The organism is Cryobacterium psychrophilum (genome assembly GCF_004365915.1).
Lineage (GTDB): Bacteria > Actinomycetota > Actinomycetes > Actinomycetales > Microbacteriaceae > Cryobacterium > Cryobacterium psychrophilum.
On the sequence record NZ_SODI01000001.1, the window covers coordinates 1,196,165 to 1,212,183 of the forward strand.

Sequence of the window (16,019 nt, forward strand, 5' to 3'; positions counted from 1 at the left end):
GCACCCAACCGAAACAGAATCACTTCAGTTCCTCCCCCTCCCCGCCCACAACATGTGAAAGTCTGCTGGCGCTGAGGACGTCGTCTACGCTCATGCTCGAGCGGATCAGTCCGTGGACATGAAGGCGTGGTGGCCCATACGGGTCGAGACCTCGGCTGCGGCAGCGAGCAGCGCAGGGATCGCCTCAGCGAGGCGATCGGGGTTGAGCCGGAAACTCGGCCCGGACACGGACAGCGACGCGATCACCGTTCCAGCGTCGCCGCGGATCGGCGCTGCGATCGCCGTCAAACCGAGCTCAAGCTCGTCGACGGCGACATCGTAGCCCCGGTCTCGCACGGATGCCAGGATGCCTCGCAGCACCCCCGGATCAGTGACCGTCTGCTCGGTGTGCCGCTCGAAGGCACCGTTGGATTCGACGAGCCGGTCGATGACCTGATCGATTTCCGTCGGCGGCAGCCACGCCAGGAGCACCCGGCCATTCGCGGTCGCGTAAACAGGGTTGCGCTTGCCCAGCCAGTTTTGGATTTGCACGGCAGAGGGGCTGGAGACCTGGTCGAGATAGAGAGTTTCCAGGTCGGTCAGAATCGCCACGTTCACGGTTTCGCCAGTCCGGGCGGCCAGCCCCCTGCTGATCTGGCGGCATTCGGTCACGATGTCAAGACGTCCCCGTGCGGCACCGGCCAGGCGCACGATACCCAGAGCGAGCCGGTACTGGCCGCGGTCAGAGATCTGCTCCACCAGTCCGTGCTCCTCCAGGGTCGCCACGAGGCGCGACACGGTGGACTTGTGCACGTCGAGAGTCTTCGCCATCTCGGTCACCCCGAGCTCCCCACCCACCGCCAGCAGTTCGAGGATGGTGAGGGCCCGGTCGACGGACTGCACCAGTCCATTCCCCACAACCTCCGACTCTGCGTGCATCCCGTGGCGGTCGGATGCAGCGAAAACGTTATTGGGCTCAAAGGAAGGCATGGCCGGATAATAGCGCTGTTGCGCCTTCGGCTCCTCTCGCCCGTGTTTTTTGTTGCGCTTTCTGCTACAGGTTGCGTAACATGCATCTCATTCCGCCGTGATTGAAGAGTGAGGAACATCATGTCGCCGAATCGCAAACCGGGCCGAGAGTACATCCTGACTCTCTCCTGCCAGGACGGCCCTGGCCTCGTCCACGAGGTCGCCGGGTTCCTCGTTCGGCACCACGCGAACATAATCAGCAGCCAACAACTCGACGACCGACGCACTGGCCAGTTCTTCATGCGCGTGCAGTTCGACTTCACCGGCAGCGTTCCCCCCGTTGACGAGCTCTCAGCCGCCTTCACCGAGGTCGCGGATCGTCGCGGCATGGCCTTCAACCTGGTCGACAGCGCCACCCCTACGCGTACTCTCATCATGGTCAGCCGCTTCGGCCACTGCCTCAACGATTTGCTGTATCGCTATCGACTGGGCACCCTCAACATCGAAATTCCCGTCATCGTCTCAAACCACCCGGATTTCGCTTCGCTCGCGGCCTCCTACGACGTCGAGTACCGGCACCTCCCCGTCACTCCGGAGACAAAGGCGGAGATGGAAGCCACTCTGCTCAACCTGATCGACCTCCATGAGATCGACCTCGTCGTGCTCGCTCGGTACATGCAGATCCTGTCGCCGGAGACCAGTCACGAGCTCTCGGGACGGGCCATAAACATCCATCACTCGTTCCTCCCCAGCTTCAAGGGCGCCAAGCCCTACCATCAGGCGCACGAACGCGGTGTGAAATTGATCGGCGCGACCGCGCATTACGTCAACGACGATCTCGATGAAGGCCCCATCATCGAACAGGATGTGGTTCGCGTCGACCACGGTTTCGGCCCGGAGGACCTGGTCGCCGCGGGACGCGACGTTGAGACGCAGGTGCTCTCCCGCGCCGTGCAGTGGCACAGCGAGCGCCGCGTTTTCCCCAACGGCAGTCGTACCGTCGTATTCCGCTGAGCCCGGTCTCCGTTATCAGGGTTCGGCTCTCTCAAGTGGCATGTGGTGTGCTGGCGTATGCGGTTAGATTGCAGCATGAGCACTACGAGCGGTGAGAACAGCGGGCCCCAGTCCGTCGACCGTGCGGTGACGGTTCTGGAAATCATTGCCAGGAAGGGCGAAGCAAGCGTCTCCGATGTGGCGACCGAGGTAGGGGTGCATCGCTCGACGATCTCGCGCCTGCTCGCCGTACTGCGGTCGCGGGGCATGGTCGAGGTCGCCGGTTCCAGCGGACACTACCGGCTCGGACCGAACCTCCTGCGGCTGGCTGGCGCCGTGCGAGCGAACCTCGAAGTGAGGATACAGGGTGCCGAAACCAGCCGCGCGCTCGCGTCGCTCCTCGGTGAAACCGTCAACATCGCGATCACGCAGGGTGACAGCGCCGTCAACGTCTACCAGGCCGAGGGTCCCAGCACGATCACAGTCGACAACTGGGTGGGACACCCAACGCCGCTGCACGCCACCAGCTCCGGCAAGATTCTCCTGGCCTGGCTCCCGGCGCAGGCGGCCGATGCACTGCTCGGAGCGACTCTCGCCCGTTACACGCCCGAGACCACGACTGACCGAGTGACGCTGGCCCAGCAACTCGCGCTTGCCCGCGCGGAAGGTTTCGCGATCACCCTTGGCGAGCTCGAGGAAGGTCTCAACGCGATCGCGGCCCCGATTCGCGGGCCGGGAGGGCACGTGATCGCTGCGCTGTCGGTGTCCGGTCCGGGTTTTCGCCTGCCGCGGGAACTCCTTCTCGGGCAGGCCGGCGAGGTCATCGCCGCCGCCGCCAGGATTAGCGACCTGATGGGGCATCTGGGTTAGACGCGCGGCCCCCGGTCACGAGGCCAACATCGCGCCGTGCCACGCATGGAACTCCGTGATGTGGTGCTCGGCCGGCACCAGCACGCCGCCGCCGGTGTACATCCGGGAGGACATGGACGGCTGCGTACGCTCGCAGACGTCAAAGTCCTGACGGTTGACCCGATCGAAGAGCTCGACTGAGTTGGTGAGGTCAGCGCCGTTCTCGACCACGCTCGGCAAGTAGAGCCAGTCACACTCCACGATGGTGAGGTCTTCGGAGATGGGGAACATTCGGTGGAAGATGATGTGGTCGGGAACCATATTGATAAAGATCTGCGGTTTCACCGTGATCGCGTAGTACTTGCGGTCCTGGTCCGGGTTCACGCCGGGAAGGAGATCGACGCCGGCGGAACCATCCACCGTGAAACCCTTGATGTCCTCACCGAACGCGGCGCCGTGGTTGACGAACAGCTGGGCCGCGAGACCGTCGGCGAACTCCGGCAGAACCTCGGTGAGCTCCGGATGAATCGTGGCGCAGTGGTAGCACTCCATGAAGTTCTCGATGATGAGTTTCCAGTTTGCTTTGACGTTATAGACGATTCTCTTACCGACCACGAGGGTGTCCACCGCATAGCGATCGAGATTCGAAACTTCACCGAGCCGGTCGACGACTTCCCCGAGCACCGTCTCTTCGAACGACGGCGCCTCATCGGCGACGCACACCCAGAGGTAACCGAGCCATTCCCGCACGTGAACCCTTTTTAACCCGTAGTCCTGGCGGTCGAGGTCCGGCATCCTGGTCAGATTTGGAGCCGCGATGAGTTTTCCGTCGAGGTCGTAGGTCCAGGCGTGGTAGCCGCAACGGAAGTTCCGCTGGCCGTCGCTGTCCTCGCCCGAACACACCTGCATCCCCCGGTGGCGACAGACGTTGAAGAAGGCACGGGGCTCACCCTTGCGATTACGGCTGACAATGATCGACTCACGGCCAACCTGCACGGTCTTGAATGCTCCGGGCGCAGCGACGTCGCTGCCGCGGACAGCGCAGAACCACATCCGTTCGAAAATTTTCTCTTGCTCCAGGGCGAAGACGTTCGCATCGGTATAAGCAGAGCCGGGCAGCGTCTGCATGAGCGAGCCGGCCACCGGCTTGTCGAGTTGCTCGATGATCATGGGTTCATACTCCTACTGGTGTCTCGTCGGATGGGGAGGGTGCTGCGGGCCGTACGGATGCTGGCGGGCTGGATCCCTACCCTGTTTCGAGAGAGGCCAGTCGTTTGCGCCATTGGGCGACCAGCCGCGGTTGGTTGATTCCGACCACCGCGACCGGCCGTTCCGCTTGCCGATAGACCATCAAGAGATCGCCGCTATCAATGTCGCCAGCTTCGATCGCGATTGTTTCATCGCCCATCACGCGGCCAGCGAATTGAATCTTTGCCCCGCACTGGTCAGACCACAGGTAGCTGGGACGGACACCGCGAGCGGGCGGGCGGCCGGAGAGGAGGGCCGCGACTGCGGTTGCAGGGCGTTCCCGGGAGTCGGACCAGTGTTCGACTCGATGGTGACGACCACGAACCGGGTCGAACCACGCTGAACAATCACCGACGCCGATAACTCCGTCCGCTGCGGTCGCGCCGACCTCGTCACACATGAGACCACCTCGAATGTCGAGTCCGGAATTCGAGAGCCATTCAATTGCGGGCAGAGAACCGATGCCCATGACCACGACATCCGCGGGGATCATCTCCCCGGTGGATAGACGAACTCCAATAACTCGCTCCGAGCCGAGTACAGCCTCGACGACAGTGTTGTTCCTGACAACGATTCCGTTTGCTTCGTGCAGCCGCTGTACGGCGGTGCCGACCTCGACGCCCAAGGAGCGGGAGAGTGGATTGCCTGATGAGCCAAGCACGGTCACCTCAAGGCCGAGAGACCGGGCCGTAGATGCCACTTCGAGGCCGATGAACCCTGAGCCGACGACCACCAGGAGCGCGCCGGAGACCAGCTCAGCCCTGAGCGCGATGGCGTCATCCAGAGTTCGAAGTGTGTGAACTCCGGCTGGAACCCCGGGAAGACACCTGGCGAATGATCCGGACGCGATGATGACTACGTCAGAGCGGACGATGCCGCCGTCTGTCAATGTGATCTGGCGGTCCCCCGGGTCCAGGGACGCCGCTCGAGCCCCCAGCAACCATTCAGCCTGCAAGTCTTCACCCTCGGCCTCAAGGGTGAGTTCGTCAGCCTGCGCCGCGCCCGCGAGGAAATCCTTGGACAACGGCGGCCGGTCGTATGGGCGGTGTATTTCGTCGCCGATGATCGTCACTCTGCCGTCGAATCCCTGGAGGCGCAGTGCCTTCGCGCTGGCGTGTCCGGCGAGTCCCGCTCCCACGATGGTCACTGATTTCACAGCGCGCCGTTTCTGAACCTAGTAGGTAATTCCGGGAGGCAGGTTGGGCGCTGCCACGCTCATCACCACGTGGATGTCGCCGTCTATGATCGTGACGGCGTGGGTGCGCACGCCCCGCTTCGCGGGGGGCGCATCGACCCTGCCGGTGCGTAGGTCGAACCGGGAGGCGTGCAACGGGCACTCCACCTCGCAGCCATCCACCCACCCGTCGGCCAAGGAAGCATCCTGGTGGCTGCACGTGTCGTCGAGAGCAAATACCTCGCCGTCCTCGGTATGGAAGATTGCCAGTGGCGGTGATATCGCATCGAATCGAATCGCCTCCCCGGGGGCGATGTTGGCCAGAGGACATATCCACATATCGAATCCCCACATTCGCAGTTAGAACAACAAGATTCTTATTACGCAACAGGATCGCGCCTGGAAGACCTAGTGTCAAGGGGTCGCGAGCCATTTCGGCACAGAATGGCATTCCACCCCGAGGAGACTCGCTAAACGTCCTTGTCGACCGAGAAGTGGATAGGACGTGTACCGCCAAGGACCAGCGTGAGGTTGTCGCGCGTTTCAACTCGAGAGTCGACGCTGATGCTCACGCCGCTCAGCTCCCCTTCCGGCGTGTCACGGCGTCGCGAGCGGATCGCTCGCCGCATCCAGGAGCCAATCGGCGAGGTACCGGGCAAATGAACTGCGGACGAGAATTTCAATCTCCGTGGCGCTGTCATTCCGTGCGAGCAACACGACGATGGTTTGGCCCAGGAAGCTCTGAACCGCAGTCCCCGCGGGGAATGCCGCGGGGTGCAGGTCGATGGATGTTCCCTTGGTCAGGAGCCCCGCAGCATCCCCGGTGACGAGGAACGAGACTCGTTGTCCGGATTGCTCCACTACGGCTCCGTCATTTTCGATGACGGCGTTCCGCAGCCGTCCCTCGAGGCCTACCTGACCGATTCCCTCGACGACAAGCCATTCGTCGGGGCCGAGCCAGATGACCGTTCCAACGCTGGTCTCAATCCAGGTTGACGCCATCGTCGGCAGTGCGGATCCGAGAAGCGCAACCAGCAGCGTTCCTCCCACCGCGTCGGCGGCGACGCGAACGTTGTAGTGACGGGCAAGAGGGAGCACCTCAACGCCAACGAGCGCCGATGCGATCGACGTGAAGGCGTCCCGATATCGGTCAAGGGCGCCGCAAGCCTGCAGCGATCTGACGAGCGTGCTATCCGTCACGACGAGCTCCTTCGGGGTCGAACAGTACGTGGCTGGTGAGGATGACGGGAACGAGCCGGCCGTCGACGACGGCGTTGAGTGATTCGCCCAGCCGGGAGTGCCCTCCCTTGATCAGGGCGAGGGCAAAGGTTCGCTCGAGGGCCGCGCTGCGGTAACTGGACGTGACAAATCCGTGCATCGGGACCGGCGTCTCAGCGAGAGAGTCGACGGAGACGAGTTGTGTGCCCTCGGGGAGGAGCGTGGTGTGGTCGATCGGAAGGACTCCGACCAGCTGTCGCCGGGTGGCCTCGTTGTTGGCGGAGCGCGCGAATGACCGCTTGCCCACGAAATCGAGTTTCTTCTTGGACACAACCCAGGACATACCGAGGTCTTGAGGGGTCACTGTGCCGTCAGTGTCCTGCCCGATGATCGGATAACCCTTTTCGGCGCGTAACACGTGCATGGTCTCGGTGCCGTAGGTGGTGATTCCGTACCGTTGCCCCGCGGCATGGATACGCTTCCACAAGTCAAGGCCGAACCAGCTCACAACATTGACTTCGTACGCGAGTTCTCCCGAGAAGCTCACGCGAGAGAGTCGAACGGGAACGCCGTCCAGTTCCGTATCGCGCCAGGTCATGAACGGGAACGCCTCGTTGGAGACGTCCACGTCGGGGAATAGCTCCCCAATCAGGGCCCGCGATTTCGGTCCGACCACAGGGAAGGTCGACCAGTGCTCCGTGACCGACGCCAGCCACACCCGGAAATGCGGCCACTCCGTTTGTAACCACTCTTCCAGCCAGTCAAGGATTTTCGCCGCCCCGCCCGTGGTGGTGAAGATGAGGAATCTCTCCTCGTCGATGCGCAGGACCGTGCCGTCATCGAGCACCATCCCGTCAACCCCGCACATCACGCCGTAGCGGATTGACCCGACCTTCAGCGTGCTCATGAGGTTCGTGTACATGAGGTCGAGGAATTCACCGGCGTCTTTTCCCTGGACGTCGATCTTGCCCAGCGTCGTACCATCCAGCATGCCCACGCCGGTTCGCACGGCAGCGCACTCCCGATGAACGGCGGCATGGATGTCTTCGCCGGGCTGCGGGTAATACCAGGGCCTTTTCCACTGCCCGACGTCCTCGAACAGCGCGCCGTTCTCAACATGCCAGTCGTGGACGCTTGTGACCCGCACGGGGTCGAAGAGGTCGCCACGGTTTCGTCCCGCCAGGGTCGCGAAGGCGACGGGCGTGTAGGGAGGCCGGAATTTTGTCGTTCCCAGATCGGAAATGCCGACGCCCGAGAGTTCAGCGGTGATCCCCGAGGAGATGATTCCCGACGTCTTGCCCTGGTCGTGTGCGGTACCGATTGTGGTGTACCGCTTGACGTGCTCGACAGAACGAAGGCCGGCGCCAACGGCACGTGCGATGTCGGCGACTGTGGCGTCTCGTTGGAGGTCAACGAAGTGCGTGTGGAGGGTGGGCGGATCGCCGGTGGGGACGTACCAGAGCACCATCCCCGGGTTCGAGTCGGCATCCTTGTCTGCGGATGGCGTGAGGGGGTCGCCTTCCCTGCCACCGAGCTTGTGCAGGGTCGCGATGGCGACTTCGCGGCCGTGAGACAGGACCTCGTTGAGCGAAAAGACGCCTGCCGCCGATCCGGCCACGGCTATGCCGTCAATCCGGGCATCCGGAACGAAGGCTCCCAGACGGTCGTCATAGGCCAACGTGCCACCAGCCTGGCTGTACAGGTGCACGGCCGGGTTCCAACCGCCGCTCACCAGCAGCGAGTCGGCCTCGAACGAAGCGGATGGCCCCACAACGTCGGCGTCGCAGGTGGCGTGGGAAATGCGGGTGAGGCGATCAGGGCCGTCCGTTCCCGTCACCACGCTGCCCGGATGGACGGCGATGCCCCGGTCGGCGGCCGCGTCGAGCCATTCCGTCCCGACAAGCGGCCGGGAGTCGATGATCCCCGTGATCGCGACACCCGCGTCGTGAAGTTCAAACGCGGCGGTGTACGCGCTGTCATTCGTGGTGAAGACGGCAACCGCATTGCCAATTCGAACGGCGTACCGATTGAGATACGTACGCGCTGAATTGGCCAGGATGATCCCCGGCCGGTCGTTGTCCGCGAAGACGACGGGACGCTCATGCGCGCCGGCGGCCACGATGGTCTGTCGGGCACGGATCCGCCACACCCGCTGGCGAAGAGCGTCGGCGGGCGAAGCGGTGCCGAGGTGGTCGGTTCGCCGTTGCACGGCGAGGGCGAGACCATCGTCGTAGACGCCGAAGATTGTCGTCCGTTGCAGGTGTGTCACTCGAGGGTTCTCACTGATCTCGTCGACGATGCCGCTGATCCAGTCCGGGGCCGGGAGCCCGTCGATTTCTTGCAGCGTGCTGAGCAGGCTGCCTCCCGCCTCTGGTTGCTCGTCGACGATGGCAACCCGCAGGTTGGCCCTGGCCGCGGTGACTGCCGCCACGAGTCCCGCAGGGCCCGAGCCAACGACCAGTACGTCCACATGTAGATGGACGGCGTCGTACCGCGCCGGGTCTTTGGTGTCGGCCAGTTTGCCCTGCCCCGGAACGCCGTGGGCTACGAGGCCTGGCGCCAGCTCAATCGTGGTGGCAAGCTGCATCGGATCGGGGAAGGGTTCATCAACCTGCACGATCCCACTGGGATCTTCTGCTCCGGCGGCTGCGATTCCGCGGGCGCGCCCAAACTTGATGCTGCTGGTGACGGTATGCACGCCGTTGGCCAGAAGCGCGGAGGCCAGGGTGTCACCAACGTATCCCTGCAGTTCCGTTCCGTTGTAGCGGAACGTTACGGGCTGTGAGCGATCAACGCGGCCTCCGGCCACGGTGCGGAAGGGCTGGGTCACGGAATCACCGGCGCTTTCTCATTCAGTTCGTAGACGGCCAGGAACTTGTATGTTCCGGTGTCCCTGAGCGCGTTGAACCACCGACGGCATCCGGCGGAGTGCACCCATCGCTCAGCGAACGGGCCTTGCGGGTTATCCCGGAAGAAGATGTAATGCGCCCACGCCTCATCGCTGAGTTCTGCGGGCTTTTCCGGATACGCGATATGGGCCTGGCCGCCGTATGTGAAGTCGATCTCTTCGCGGGGCCCGCACCGTGGGCATTCAATGAGTTGCATCGGATTCCTTCAGTATGTCTAGTGGGCCACTGCTGCGGCGCCGTGCTCGTCCACGAGCCGGCCGTTGACGAAGCGATCAAGATTGAACGGGGCGATCAGTTCGTGCGGCGTACCGGTGGCGATGGTGTGTGCCAGCACGTGTCCGAGGCCTGGCGTGGCCTTAAAGCCGCCCGTTCCCCACCCGCAGTTGAGGTAGAGATTCTCATACGGCGTGAGCCCGACGATGGGTGACGCGTCTGGAGTGACATCAACGATGCCGCCCCAGCTGCGCAGCAGGTGAGCCCGAGCAAAGATCGGAAACAACTCGACGGCCGCGGCCATCTGCCTCTCGATGATGTGGAAGGACCCCCGCTGGCCGAAGCCGTTGTAGGTATCGACGCCCGCGCCCATTACCAGCTCGCCTTTGTGTGCCTGGGAGACATAGACGTGGACAGCGTTGGACATGACGATCGTGGGGTGGACCGGTTCGAGCAGCTCCGACACGAGCGCCTGGAGTGGGTGGCTCTGGATCGGCACCCGGATGCCCAACGTCTCGGTCAGTGTCGACGTGTGCCCGGCCGCGGTGAGGGCGACGCTTCCCGCCCCGATGTCGCCCTTGTTCGTGCGCACACCGACCACACGGTCTCCGTCGGTCAGGAATCCCGTCACCTGTGTGTCCTGGATAAGGTGCACGCCTGCCTGGCTGACTCGACGGGCAAAGCCCCACCCGACGTAGTCATGCTTGGCGATGCCCGCGCGGGCCTGATACGTCGCTCCGAGCACCGGGTAACGAATGTCCGATGACGTGTTGACGATGGGGCAGAGTTCCTTCACCCCGTCGGCGTCGACCCACTCGGCATCGACCCCATTGAGTTTGTTGGCCTCGACGCGTCGCCGCGAGTCGCGAACGTCCTGGAGCGAGTGCGCGAGATTCAGCACACCGCGCTGGCTGAACAGAATCGGGTAATCGAGGTCTTCCTCGAGACCCTCCCACAGTTTGAGGGAGTGCTCGTAGATCGCCGTGCTTTCGTCCCAGAGATAGTTCGAACGGATGAGGGTGGTATTTCGGGCCATGTTGCCGCCGGCCAGCCAGCCGCGTTCGATTACGGCGACGTTTGTGATCCCGTGGTTCTTGACCAGGTAGTGCGCCGTCGCGAGACCGTGGCCTCCCCCACCCACGATGACCACGTCATAGTTGCGTTTGGCGATGGGGTTTTCCCAGAGGAAGTCGGGGTGTTCCGGGAGGTCCGCCCCCGGAGTGCGCGGCATTTCCGGAGTTGAGATGCTCATGACAGCATCTCAGGTTCGGCGAGTTGCCGAGTGAGATCATTCGCGATCAGGCCCTGGCCTGCCAGGCCTCTCTCAGTGGCTATGTGAGTCAACGCTGGCTCCTCAGGTCCGTCTGTCATCCAACTGGTATATCAGCCGTTTCACGAATAGTATGTGCGTATGAGCGCAGAGTCAACACACCCGTGATTCGGGGCCGAGAATGACGTCCACGACGCAGTCTTCATCGACGCAGAGGTCCGAATCCCTCGCAGAGTACGCATACAACGAGCTCCGGGACCGCCTGATTGTGCTCGCTATCGCTCCCGGGTCTCCGATCAACGATGATCAGATGGGCAAGGAGCTTGGCGTGGGTCGCACACCCGTCCGGGAGGCATTGAAACGCCTGGAAGTGGATCACTTGGTGAACGTCTACCCTCGCCGCGGCACCTTTGCCGCAACCGTCGACATCACCGACCTTGCCGAGATATCCGAGATTCGCGCACGGCTCGAACCGCTCGCAGCGGGCCGGGCGGCACGGCTGTCCAACGCCGGCACCCGAGCGGAACTCGAATCGCTGGCATCCACGTTGGAAAGCCTGCAACCCGGCGACCCCAGCCAGCGTGACGTCATGCGCTACGACATTCAGGTTCACCGCAGCATCTATCGAGCAGCCGGCAGCCGGCACCTTGAGGACACGCTCGTGCGATACGACAACCTCGCCACACGAATCTGGTGCCTGGTTCTCGACCGACTCCCCCCGGTCAGCGACCACGTGATGGAACACGTCGAACTGTTGCGCCACATCGTCGCGGGGAGGGCCGATGAAGCCGAAAAACTGGCCCTGCATCACGTCACCGCGTTCGAACGGCTTGTGCGAAGCGTGCTCTAACCGTCGCCCCGAACCCCGGCCCCACACCTGTGTGAATGTCGTTGGCCGCCTCACGCCTCAGCGGCCACGTTCGGGGCGAGTTCTTACCGGTTTGATTGCCCGAGCGCGGCTCGCGCGATCGCCACGTAGCGGTGCGCGAGTTCCTCAGGACTCAGTGCGCCGTCGCGGCGATACCACTGGGCGACCCCCGTACACATGGTGACGATGGCCCGGCTGGTTTCTCGCGGATACTCGGTGGTAAAAAGCCCCTCGGCGGTTCCGCGGTAAATGATGTCATCCACCATGCGCTGCTGCTCGTCCCGCGACGCGATGTGCGCCGCCCGGGCGTCCTCTTCCAGGCTTCTGATTTCACTCGCGGCGATGAAGGCCACCTCGCTGCGGTGCGCATGAAAGAGCACCAGGCACTCCACCAACAGGTGCAACCTCTCCTCGGCGGAGGTGCCCGCCTCGGTCAGGGCCGCGTGACTCCGGCGCAGCAGATCCTCCATCGCAAACTGCGCGATGGAGACCAGCAGGGCCTGCTTCGACGGATAGTGGTGATAGAGGCCGGGCACGGAAAGCCCGGTTCGCTGCGCCACGGTGCGGATGGTCGTGCCGTGATAGCCGTGCTCGACGAAACAGTCCAGCGCCACCTGCAGGAGCGGCGGCAGGGCCGAGGACTCGTACTGTCGCCACGGCACCACCACACTGTTCTCGATCGCCCTTGAGCGATGTTCCATGGCTGCTCCTCGATCTCAGTTTCACTCACCCTACGGTCACGCTTGACACGGCGCGTGCAGTGGCTACAGACTAACCCTACCGAGCGCTCGCTCGGTAGTATAGCTCGGGCAACAGTTCCCCGCGATGAGGCGGGGAGGGAAGGCGTGACCATCATCGACGTCATGACCGAGAACAGCACAGACGAGTCCGCGGTGCAGGCGCATCGGCTCCGCGGCACGGTCGCCATCGTCACCGGGGCCAGCCGCGGTATCGGCCTGGCCATCGCCCGGCGGCTCGTCGCCGAAGGCGCCCGGGTGGCGATCACGGCGCGCCATGCCATACCGCTAGCGGATGCCGCGGCGACCTTTCCCGAAGGGTCCGTGATCGCCATCGCGGGCAAAGCAGATGACGGCGATCACCGCCGCGAGGTGTTCGACACCGTCGCCGGAGAATTCGGCCCCCTCGACATCCTCGTCAACAACGCCGGAATCAATCCGGTCTACGGCCCCCTCATGGACATGGACGCGGATGCCGGACGCAAGATCATGGAGGTCAACCTGTTCGCCACCCTCGCCTGGATCCAGGACGCCTACCGCCACGAGGGCCTTAATTTTTCCCGTGGCGGCGGCTCCGTCATCAACCTGTCCTCGGTGAGCGGGCAGACCCCCAGCCCGGGAATCGGGTTCTACGGAATCAGCAAGGCCGCCATCTCGCACCTCACTCGCACCCTCGCCGGGGAGCTCGGACCCAGCATCCGGGTCAACGCGGTGGCACCCGCAGTGGTCAAAACACAGTTCGCCCAGGCCCTCTATGAGGGCAGAGAAGACGAAGTTGCCGCGCAGTACCCGTTGAAACGGCTCGGCACCCCCGAAGACATCGCCGGCGCCGTGGCCTTTCTGGCCTCCACGGATGCGTCTTGGATCACCGGCCAGACCCTCACCCTCGACGGCGGGCTGCTGAGCGTCGGCGGCACTGCCTGACATTTCGGCACGCTCCGCGCCCACCCACGCGTCCTCTCACCCGCTCCATCGACTACCCGCCGCGCCAGTTCCCTCCGGGCGCAAAAAAGGACAGATCATATGCCGCACCACACCCTCCCCGCAGAGTATGAAGACCTGCGGATGCGCACGCGCGCTTTTATCCGCGACGTCGTGATACCGGCCGAACCCCGTTCCGGCGAGCGCCTCAACGACGTGACCCGCGATCAGTTGCAGGCCGCGGCCAAAGCGGCGGGCGTGTTCGCCCCCCACGTGCCCCGTGAATACGGCGGCCAGGGCCTGCCCCTCGAGTATTGGTCCCCGATCTTTCAGGAGTGCGGCTATTCGCCCATTGGAGCGTCAATTCTCAACTGCATGGCACCCGATGAAGGAAACATGCACATGCTGGGCCTCATCGCCTCGGAGGCCCAGAAACAGCGCTATCTGCTTCCTCTGGCGGCCGGAACGTCCCGGTCATGTTTCGCCATGACGGAGCCGCACCCGGGTGCGGGCTCTGATCCGGCTGCACTCCAGACCCGTGCGACGAAGATTGACGGCGGCTGGTCGATCACCGGCCATAAGCGCTTCACGAGCGGCGCAGAGGATGCCGCCTTCTGCATCGTCATGGCACGTACCCAGGGCCACGGCGACTCCCCCGCCGGCGCCACCATGTTCCTCGTCGACATGACCAACCCCGGTGTGCGGCTCGGAAGAATGATCCACACCACAGACCGCGCGATCAGCGGCGGGCATCCGCATGTGCACTTCGACGACTGCGTTGTGGCCGACGACGCTGTGCTGGGAGAGGTGGGCCTCGGTTTCCGATACGCCCAGGTGCGCCTCGGTCCCGCGCGGCTCACGCACTGCATGCGGTGGTTGGGTCTGGCCAGACGGTCGCTCGATATCGCCCTCGATCGAGCCGAACGCCGCGAGATCTTCGGGTCGCCGCTGAAAGACCTGGGACTCGCCCAGGAACTGATCGCGCAGTGCGTCATCGACATTGAAACCTCCGATGCCATCATCGAGACGACCGGCACGCTGCTCGCGTCGGATCCCAAAGCGGGGTCCGCACTGTCGTCTGTGGCCAAGGTGCACTGCTCCGAGGCGATCTACCGGGTGATCGACCGGGCCATCCAGATCTGCGGCGGCGACGGCGTGTCTGACGCACTGCCGCTCGCCGGGTATCTCAACGAAGTGCGGCCGTTTCGCATCTACGACGGTTCCAACGAGACCCACAAATGGGCCATTTCCCGTCGCGCGTCGGCGCATCGTGCCCGAGAGGTCGCTGCCGGCGCTCCCTACCTGGCCGACGTGGATGCCGAGTTCGAATTCGACCGTGATGCCGCAGTCGTGGGGCGAGGGCTGTAATGCCTGCCATGCAGCGCGCCCCGGATGGCGTCGAGGTTGTGGCCACCCGCGAGGCCGCGGCCGCGCTGTCCTCACCGCCGCTGCTGATTGTGGATGCGGTCACTGAGTTCTTGGATTCCCACGGCCTCGGCAGCGGGCCCATCTCCTGGTGTCGCATCGGCGACGGGCAGTCCAACGTGACCTATCGCATCCATCGCGGCCGTGATGTCTTCGTCCTGCGGCGCGGCCCCCGCCCACCGCTGCCCAAATCAACGCACGACATGGTGCGGGAAGCCCGAATCCAGCAGCTCGTGGCCGCGCAGGGTTTCCCGGTGCCCGAGATTCTCGCCGTCTGCCCGGACGAGTCGATTCTCGGTGTTCCGTTCTATGTCATGTCGTTCATACCGGGCACCATCATCACCGACCGGATTCCACCCGCTCTGATTGCCCCCGGGCAGCGCGCCGCCACCAGTGCCGCGGTCGTCGACACGCTCGTGCAGCTGCACCAGATCGACGTTAATTCAAGCCCGCTGGCCGCCTTCGGTCGGCCCGACGGGTACGTGCAGCGGCAGGTCGAGCGCTTCGGGGCGCTGTGGGACGTCAACGCCACGAGGAACCTGCCCGATGTCGCGCGCATCGGCAGCTGGCTGCAACAGAATATTCCCGAGAGCCAGTCGGCCGCCGTCATCCATGGGGATTTTCGCACCGGTAATCTCATGTTCGCAGCGGATGCCCCGCCGCGGGTCACAGCGGTGCTCGACTGGGAAATGGCCACAGTGGGCGATCCGCTCGCCGACCTCGGCTACCTCACGGCAACCTACGCCGAGCCGGGGAGCCTGCCCACGCTGATGGAGCTCACGCCCGTCACCCGAGAAGCCGGATACCTCAGCCGGGACCAGCTCATCACCCGGTACCGCGAGCGGATGATGCTCGATACCGAGGCACTGCCGTGGTATCAGACCCTGGCGTTGTGGAAGGCCTCGATCTTCTGCGAGGCGATTTACGCTCGCTGGTTGAAGGGTGAGCGCCCCGACGACGTTCACTTCGGCCCGTCGCTCGAGGCGGGCATCCCGTTCCTGCTCGACTCCGCCCGCGAGTTCATCGGGCTGGCGCCGAGCGCCGCCCCGACGAGGCTCAGGTAGCGACTACGACGGCGAGAGTTCGCGCCCTGCAAGAACAGTGGGACCGCCCACCGCCGCTTGACGAGAATTGGAGCGTCCACGGTCCGCGCTCACATGCGCCGCGGCGGGTTCCTCCCCCGCCGCTCCGGAAGGACGTCCACACGGCCGGAATAACAATTCGATGCCATAGAGCGAGAAATGAG

Annotated in this window: 15 protein-coding genes; 6 read left to right on the forward strand and 9 right to left on the reverse strand. The window is 64.0% G+C overall.

Annotation, left to right across the window (positions count from 1 at the left end; genetic code table 11):
* Positions 1-105: 105 nt before the first annotated feature.
* On the reverse strand, positions 106-969 hold the full coding sequence (locus EDD25_RS05480; protein ID WP_241986287.1) for an IclR family transcriptional regulator: 864 nt from the start codon (positions 967-969) through the stop codon (positions 106-108).
* Positions 970-1,089: 120 nt separating this feature from the next.
* On the opposite strand from EDD25_RS05480, the gene purU reads away from it, so the two are divergent.
* Positions 1,090-1,962: a formyltetrahydrofolate deformylase gene (gene purU, locus EDD25_RS05485; RefSeq protein WP_134172395.1), complete on the forward strand. Its 873-nt coding sequence runs from the start codon at positions 1,090-1,092 to the stop codon at positions 1,960-1,962.
* Positions 1,963-2,037: 75 nt separating this feature from the next.
* Positions 2,038-2,811, forward strand: a complete 774-nt coding sequence (locus EDD25_RS05490; RefSeq protein WP_134172396.1) for an IclR family transcriptional regulator — start codon at positions 2,038-2,040, stop codon at positions 2,809-2,811.
* A 15-nt stretch (positions 2,812-2,826) separates the two neighbouring features.
* Here the strand turns inward: EDD25_RS05490 and EDD25_RS05495 are convergent, their stop codons facing one another.
* The 7 genes from EDD25_RS05495 to EDD25_RS05525 form a co-directional block, all read right to left on the reverse strand.
* Positions 2,827-3,960, reverse strand: a complete 1,134-nt coding sequence (locus tag EDD25_RS05495) for an aromatic ring-hydroxylating oxygenase subunit alpha (protein WP_134172397.1) — start codon at positions 3,958-3,960, stop codon at positions 2,827-2,829.
* Between the two features lie 76 nt (positions 3,961-4,036).
* Entirely contained in the window at positions 4,037-5,194 is a 1,158-nt protein-coding gene (locus EDD25_RS05500) for an NAD(P)/FAD-dependent oxidoreductase (RefSeq protein ID WP_134172398.1), read from the reverse strand.
* 18 nt (positions 5,195-5,212) lie between these two features.
* Complete coding sequence (locus EDD25_RS05505; RefSeq protein WP_134175183.1) at positions 5,213-5,551, reverse strand: bifunctional 3-phenylpropionate/cinnamic acid dioxygenase ferredoxin subunit; 339 nt, start codon at positions 5,549-5,551, stop codon at positions 5,213-5,215.
* Between the two features lie 258 nt (positions 5,552-5,809).
* Positions 5,810-6,412: a sarcosine oxidase subunit gamma gene (locus EDD25_RS05510; RefSeq protein ID WP_134172399.1), complete on the reverse strand. Its 603-nt coding sequence runs from the start codon at positions 6,410-6,412 to the stop codon at positions 5,810-5,812.
* Positions 6,402-9,260, reverse strand: a complete 2,859-nt coding sequence (locus EDD25_RS05515; protein ID WP_134172400.1) for a 2Fe-2S iron-sulfur cluster-binding protein — start codon at positions 9,258-9,260, stop codon at positions 6,402-6,404. Before EDD25_RS05515 ends, EDD25_RS05510 begins: the two co-directional genes overlap by 11 nt.
* Positions 9,257-9,535, reverse strand: a complete 279-nt coding sequence (locus tag EDD25_RS05520) for a sarcosine oxidase subunit delta (RefSeq protein ID WP_134172401.1) — start codon at positions 9,533-9,535, stop codon at positions 9,257-9,259. The genes EDD25_RS05515 and EDD25_RS05520 overlap by 4 nt, the downstream gene beginning before the upstream one ends.
* 18 nt (positions 9,536-9,553) lie before the next feature.
* Positions 9,554-10,804, reverse strand: coding sequence for a sarcosine oxidase subunit beta family protein (locus EDD25_RS05525; protein WP_241986286.1), 1,251 nt, complete (start codon positions 10,802-10,804; stop codon positions 9,554-9,556).
* Between the two features lie 199 nt (positions 10,805-11,003).
* On the opposite strand from EDD25_RS05525, the gene EDD25_RS05530 reads away from it, so the two are divergent.
* Positions 11,004-11,672 carry a GntR family transcriptional regulator gene (locus tag EDD25_RS05530; protein WP_134172402.1) on the forward strand — a complete coding sequence of 223 codons (669 nt, stop codon included), beginning with the start codon at positions 11,004-11,006 and terminating at the stop codon, positions 11,670-11,672.
* Between the two features lie 83 nt (positions 11,673-11,755).
* Here EDD25_RS05530 and EDD25_RS05535 read toward each other — a convergent pair whose 3' ends face one another.
* On the reverse strand, positions 11,756-12,391 hold the full coding sequence (locus tag EDD25_RS05535; protein ID WP_134172403.1) for a TetR/AcrR family transcriptional regulator: 636 nt from the start codon (positions 12,389-12,391) through the stop codon (positions 11,756-11,758).
* Positions 12,392-12,553: 162 nt separating this feature from the next.
* Between EDD25_RS05535 and EDD25_RS05540 the strand changes: the two genes are divergently transcribed.
* From EDD25_RS05540 to EDD25_RS05550, 3 genes are all read left to right on the forward strand, one after another.
* Positions 12,554-13,351, forward strand: a complete 798-nt coding sequence (locus EDD25_RS05540) for an SDR family oxidoreductase (RefSeq protein WP_134175186.1) — start codon at positions 12,554-12,556, stop codon at positions 13,349-13,351.
* Positions 13,352-13,450: 99 nt separating this feature from the next.
* A complete protein-coding gene (locus tag EDD25_RS05545) occupies positions 13,451-14,716 on the forward strand; it encodes an acyl-CoA dehydrogenase family protein (RefSeq protein ID WP_134172404.1) in 1,266 nt (421 codons plus the stop codon).
* Positions 14,716-15,837 carry a phosphotransferase family protein gene (locus EDD25_RS05550; protein ID WP_241986285.1) on the forward strand — a complete coding sequence of 374 codons (1,122 nt, stop codon included), beginning with the start codon at positions 14,716-14,718 and terminating at the stop codon, positions 15,835-15,837. Before EDD25_RS05545 ends, EDD25_RS05550 begins: the two co-directional genes overlap by 1 nt.
* The last annotated feature ends 182 nt before the right edge of the window (positions 15,838-16,019 follow it).

Excerpts from the sequence above, each read along its gene's own strand:
- EDD25_RS05525 (WP_241986286.1), bottom strand. The coding sequence starts at position 10,804 with ATGAGCATCTCAACTCCGGAAATGCCGCGCACTCCGGGGGCGGACCTC.
- EDD25_RS05550 (WP_241986285.1), top strand. The coding sequence starts at position 14,716 with ATGCCTGCCATGCAGCGCGCCCCGGATGGCGTCGAGGTTGTGGCCACC.
- EDD25_RS05480 (WP_241986287.1), bottom strand. The coding sequence starts at position 969 with ATGCCTTCCTTTGAGCCCAATAACGTTTTCGCTGCATCCGACCGCCAC.
- EDD25_RS05545 (WP_134172404.1), top strand. The coding sequence starts at position 13,451 with ATGCCGCACCACACCCTCCCCGCAGAGTATGAAGACCTGCGGATGCGC.
- EDD25_RS05540 (WP_134175186.1), top strand. The coding sequence starts at position 12,554 with ATGACCGAGAACAGCACAGACGAGTCCGCGGTGCAGGCGCATCGGCTC.
- EDD25_RS05520 (WP_134172401.1), bottom strand. The coding sequence starts at position 9,535 with ATGCAACTCATTGAATGCCCACGGTGCGGGCCCCGCGAAGAGATCGAC.
- EDD25_RS05530 (WP_134172402.1), top strand. The coding sequence starts at position 11,004 with ATGACGTCCACGACGCAGTCTTCATCGACGCAGAGGTCCGAATCCCTC.
- purU (WP_134172395.1), top strand. The coding sequence starts at position 1,090 with ATGTCGCCGAATCGCAAACCGGGCCGAGAGTACATCCTGACTCTCTCC.
- EDD25_RS05505 (WP_134175183.1), bottom strand. The coding sequence starts at position 5,551 with ATGTGGATATGTCCTCTGGCCAACATCGCCCCCGGGGAGGCGATTCGA.
- EDD25_RS05495 (WP_134172397.1), bottom strand. The coding sequence starts at position 3,960 with ATGATCATCGAGCAACTCGACAAGCCGGTGGCCGGCTCGCTCATGCAG.
- EDD25_RS05535 (WP_134172403.1), bottom strand. The coding sequence starts at position 12,391 with ATGGAACATCGCTCAAGGGCGATCGAGAACAGTGTGGTGGTGCCGTGG.
- EDD25_RS05490 (WP_134172396.1), top strand. The coding sequence starts at position 2,038 with ATGAGCACTACGAGCGGTGAGAACAGCGGGCCCCAGTCCGTCGACCGT.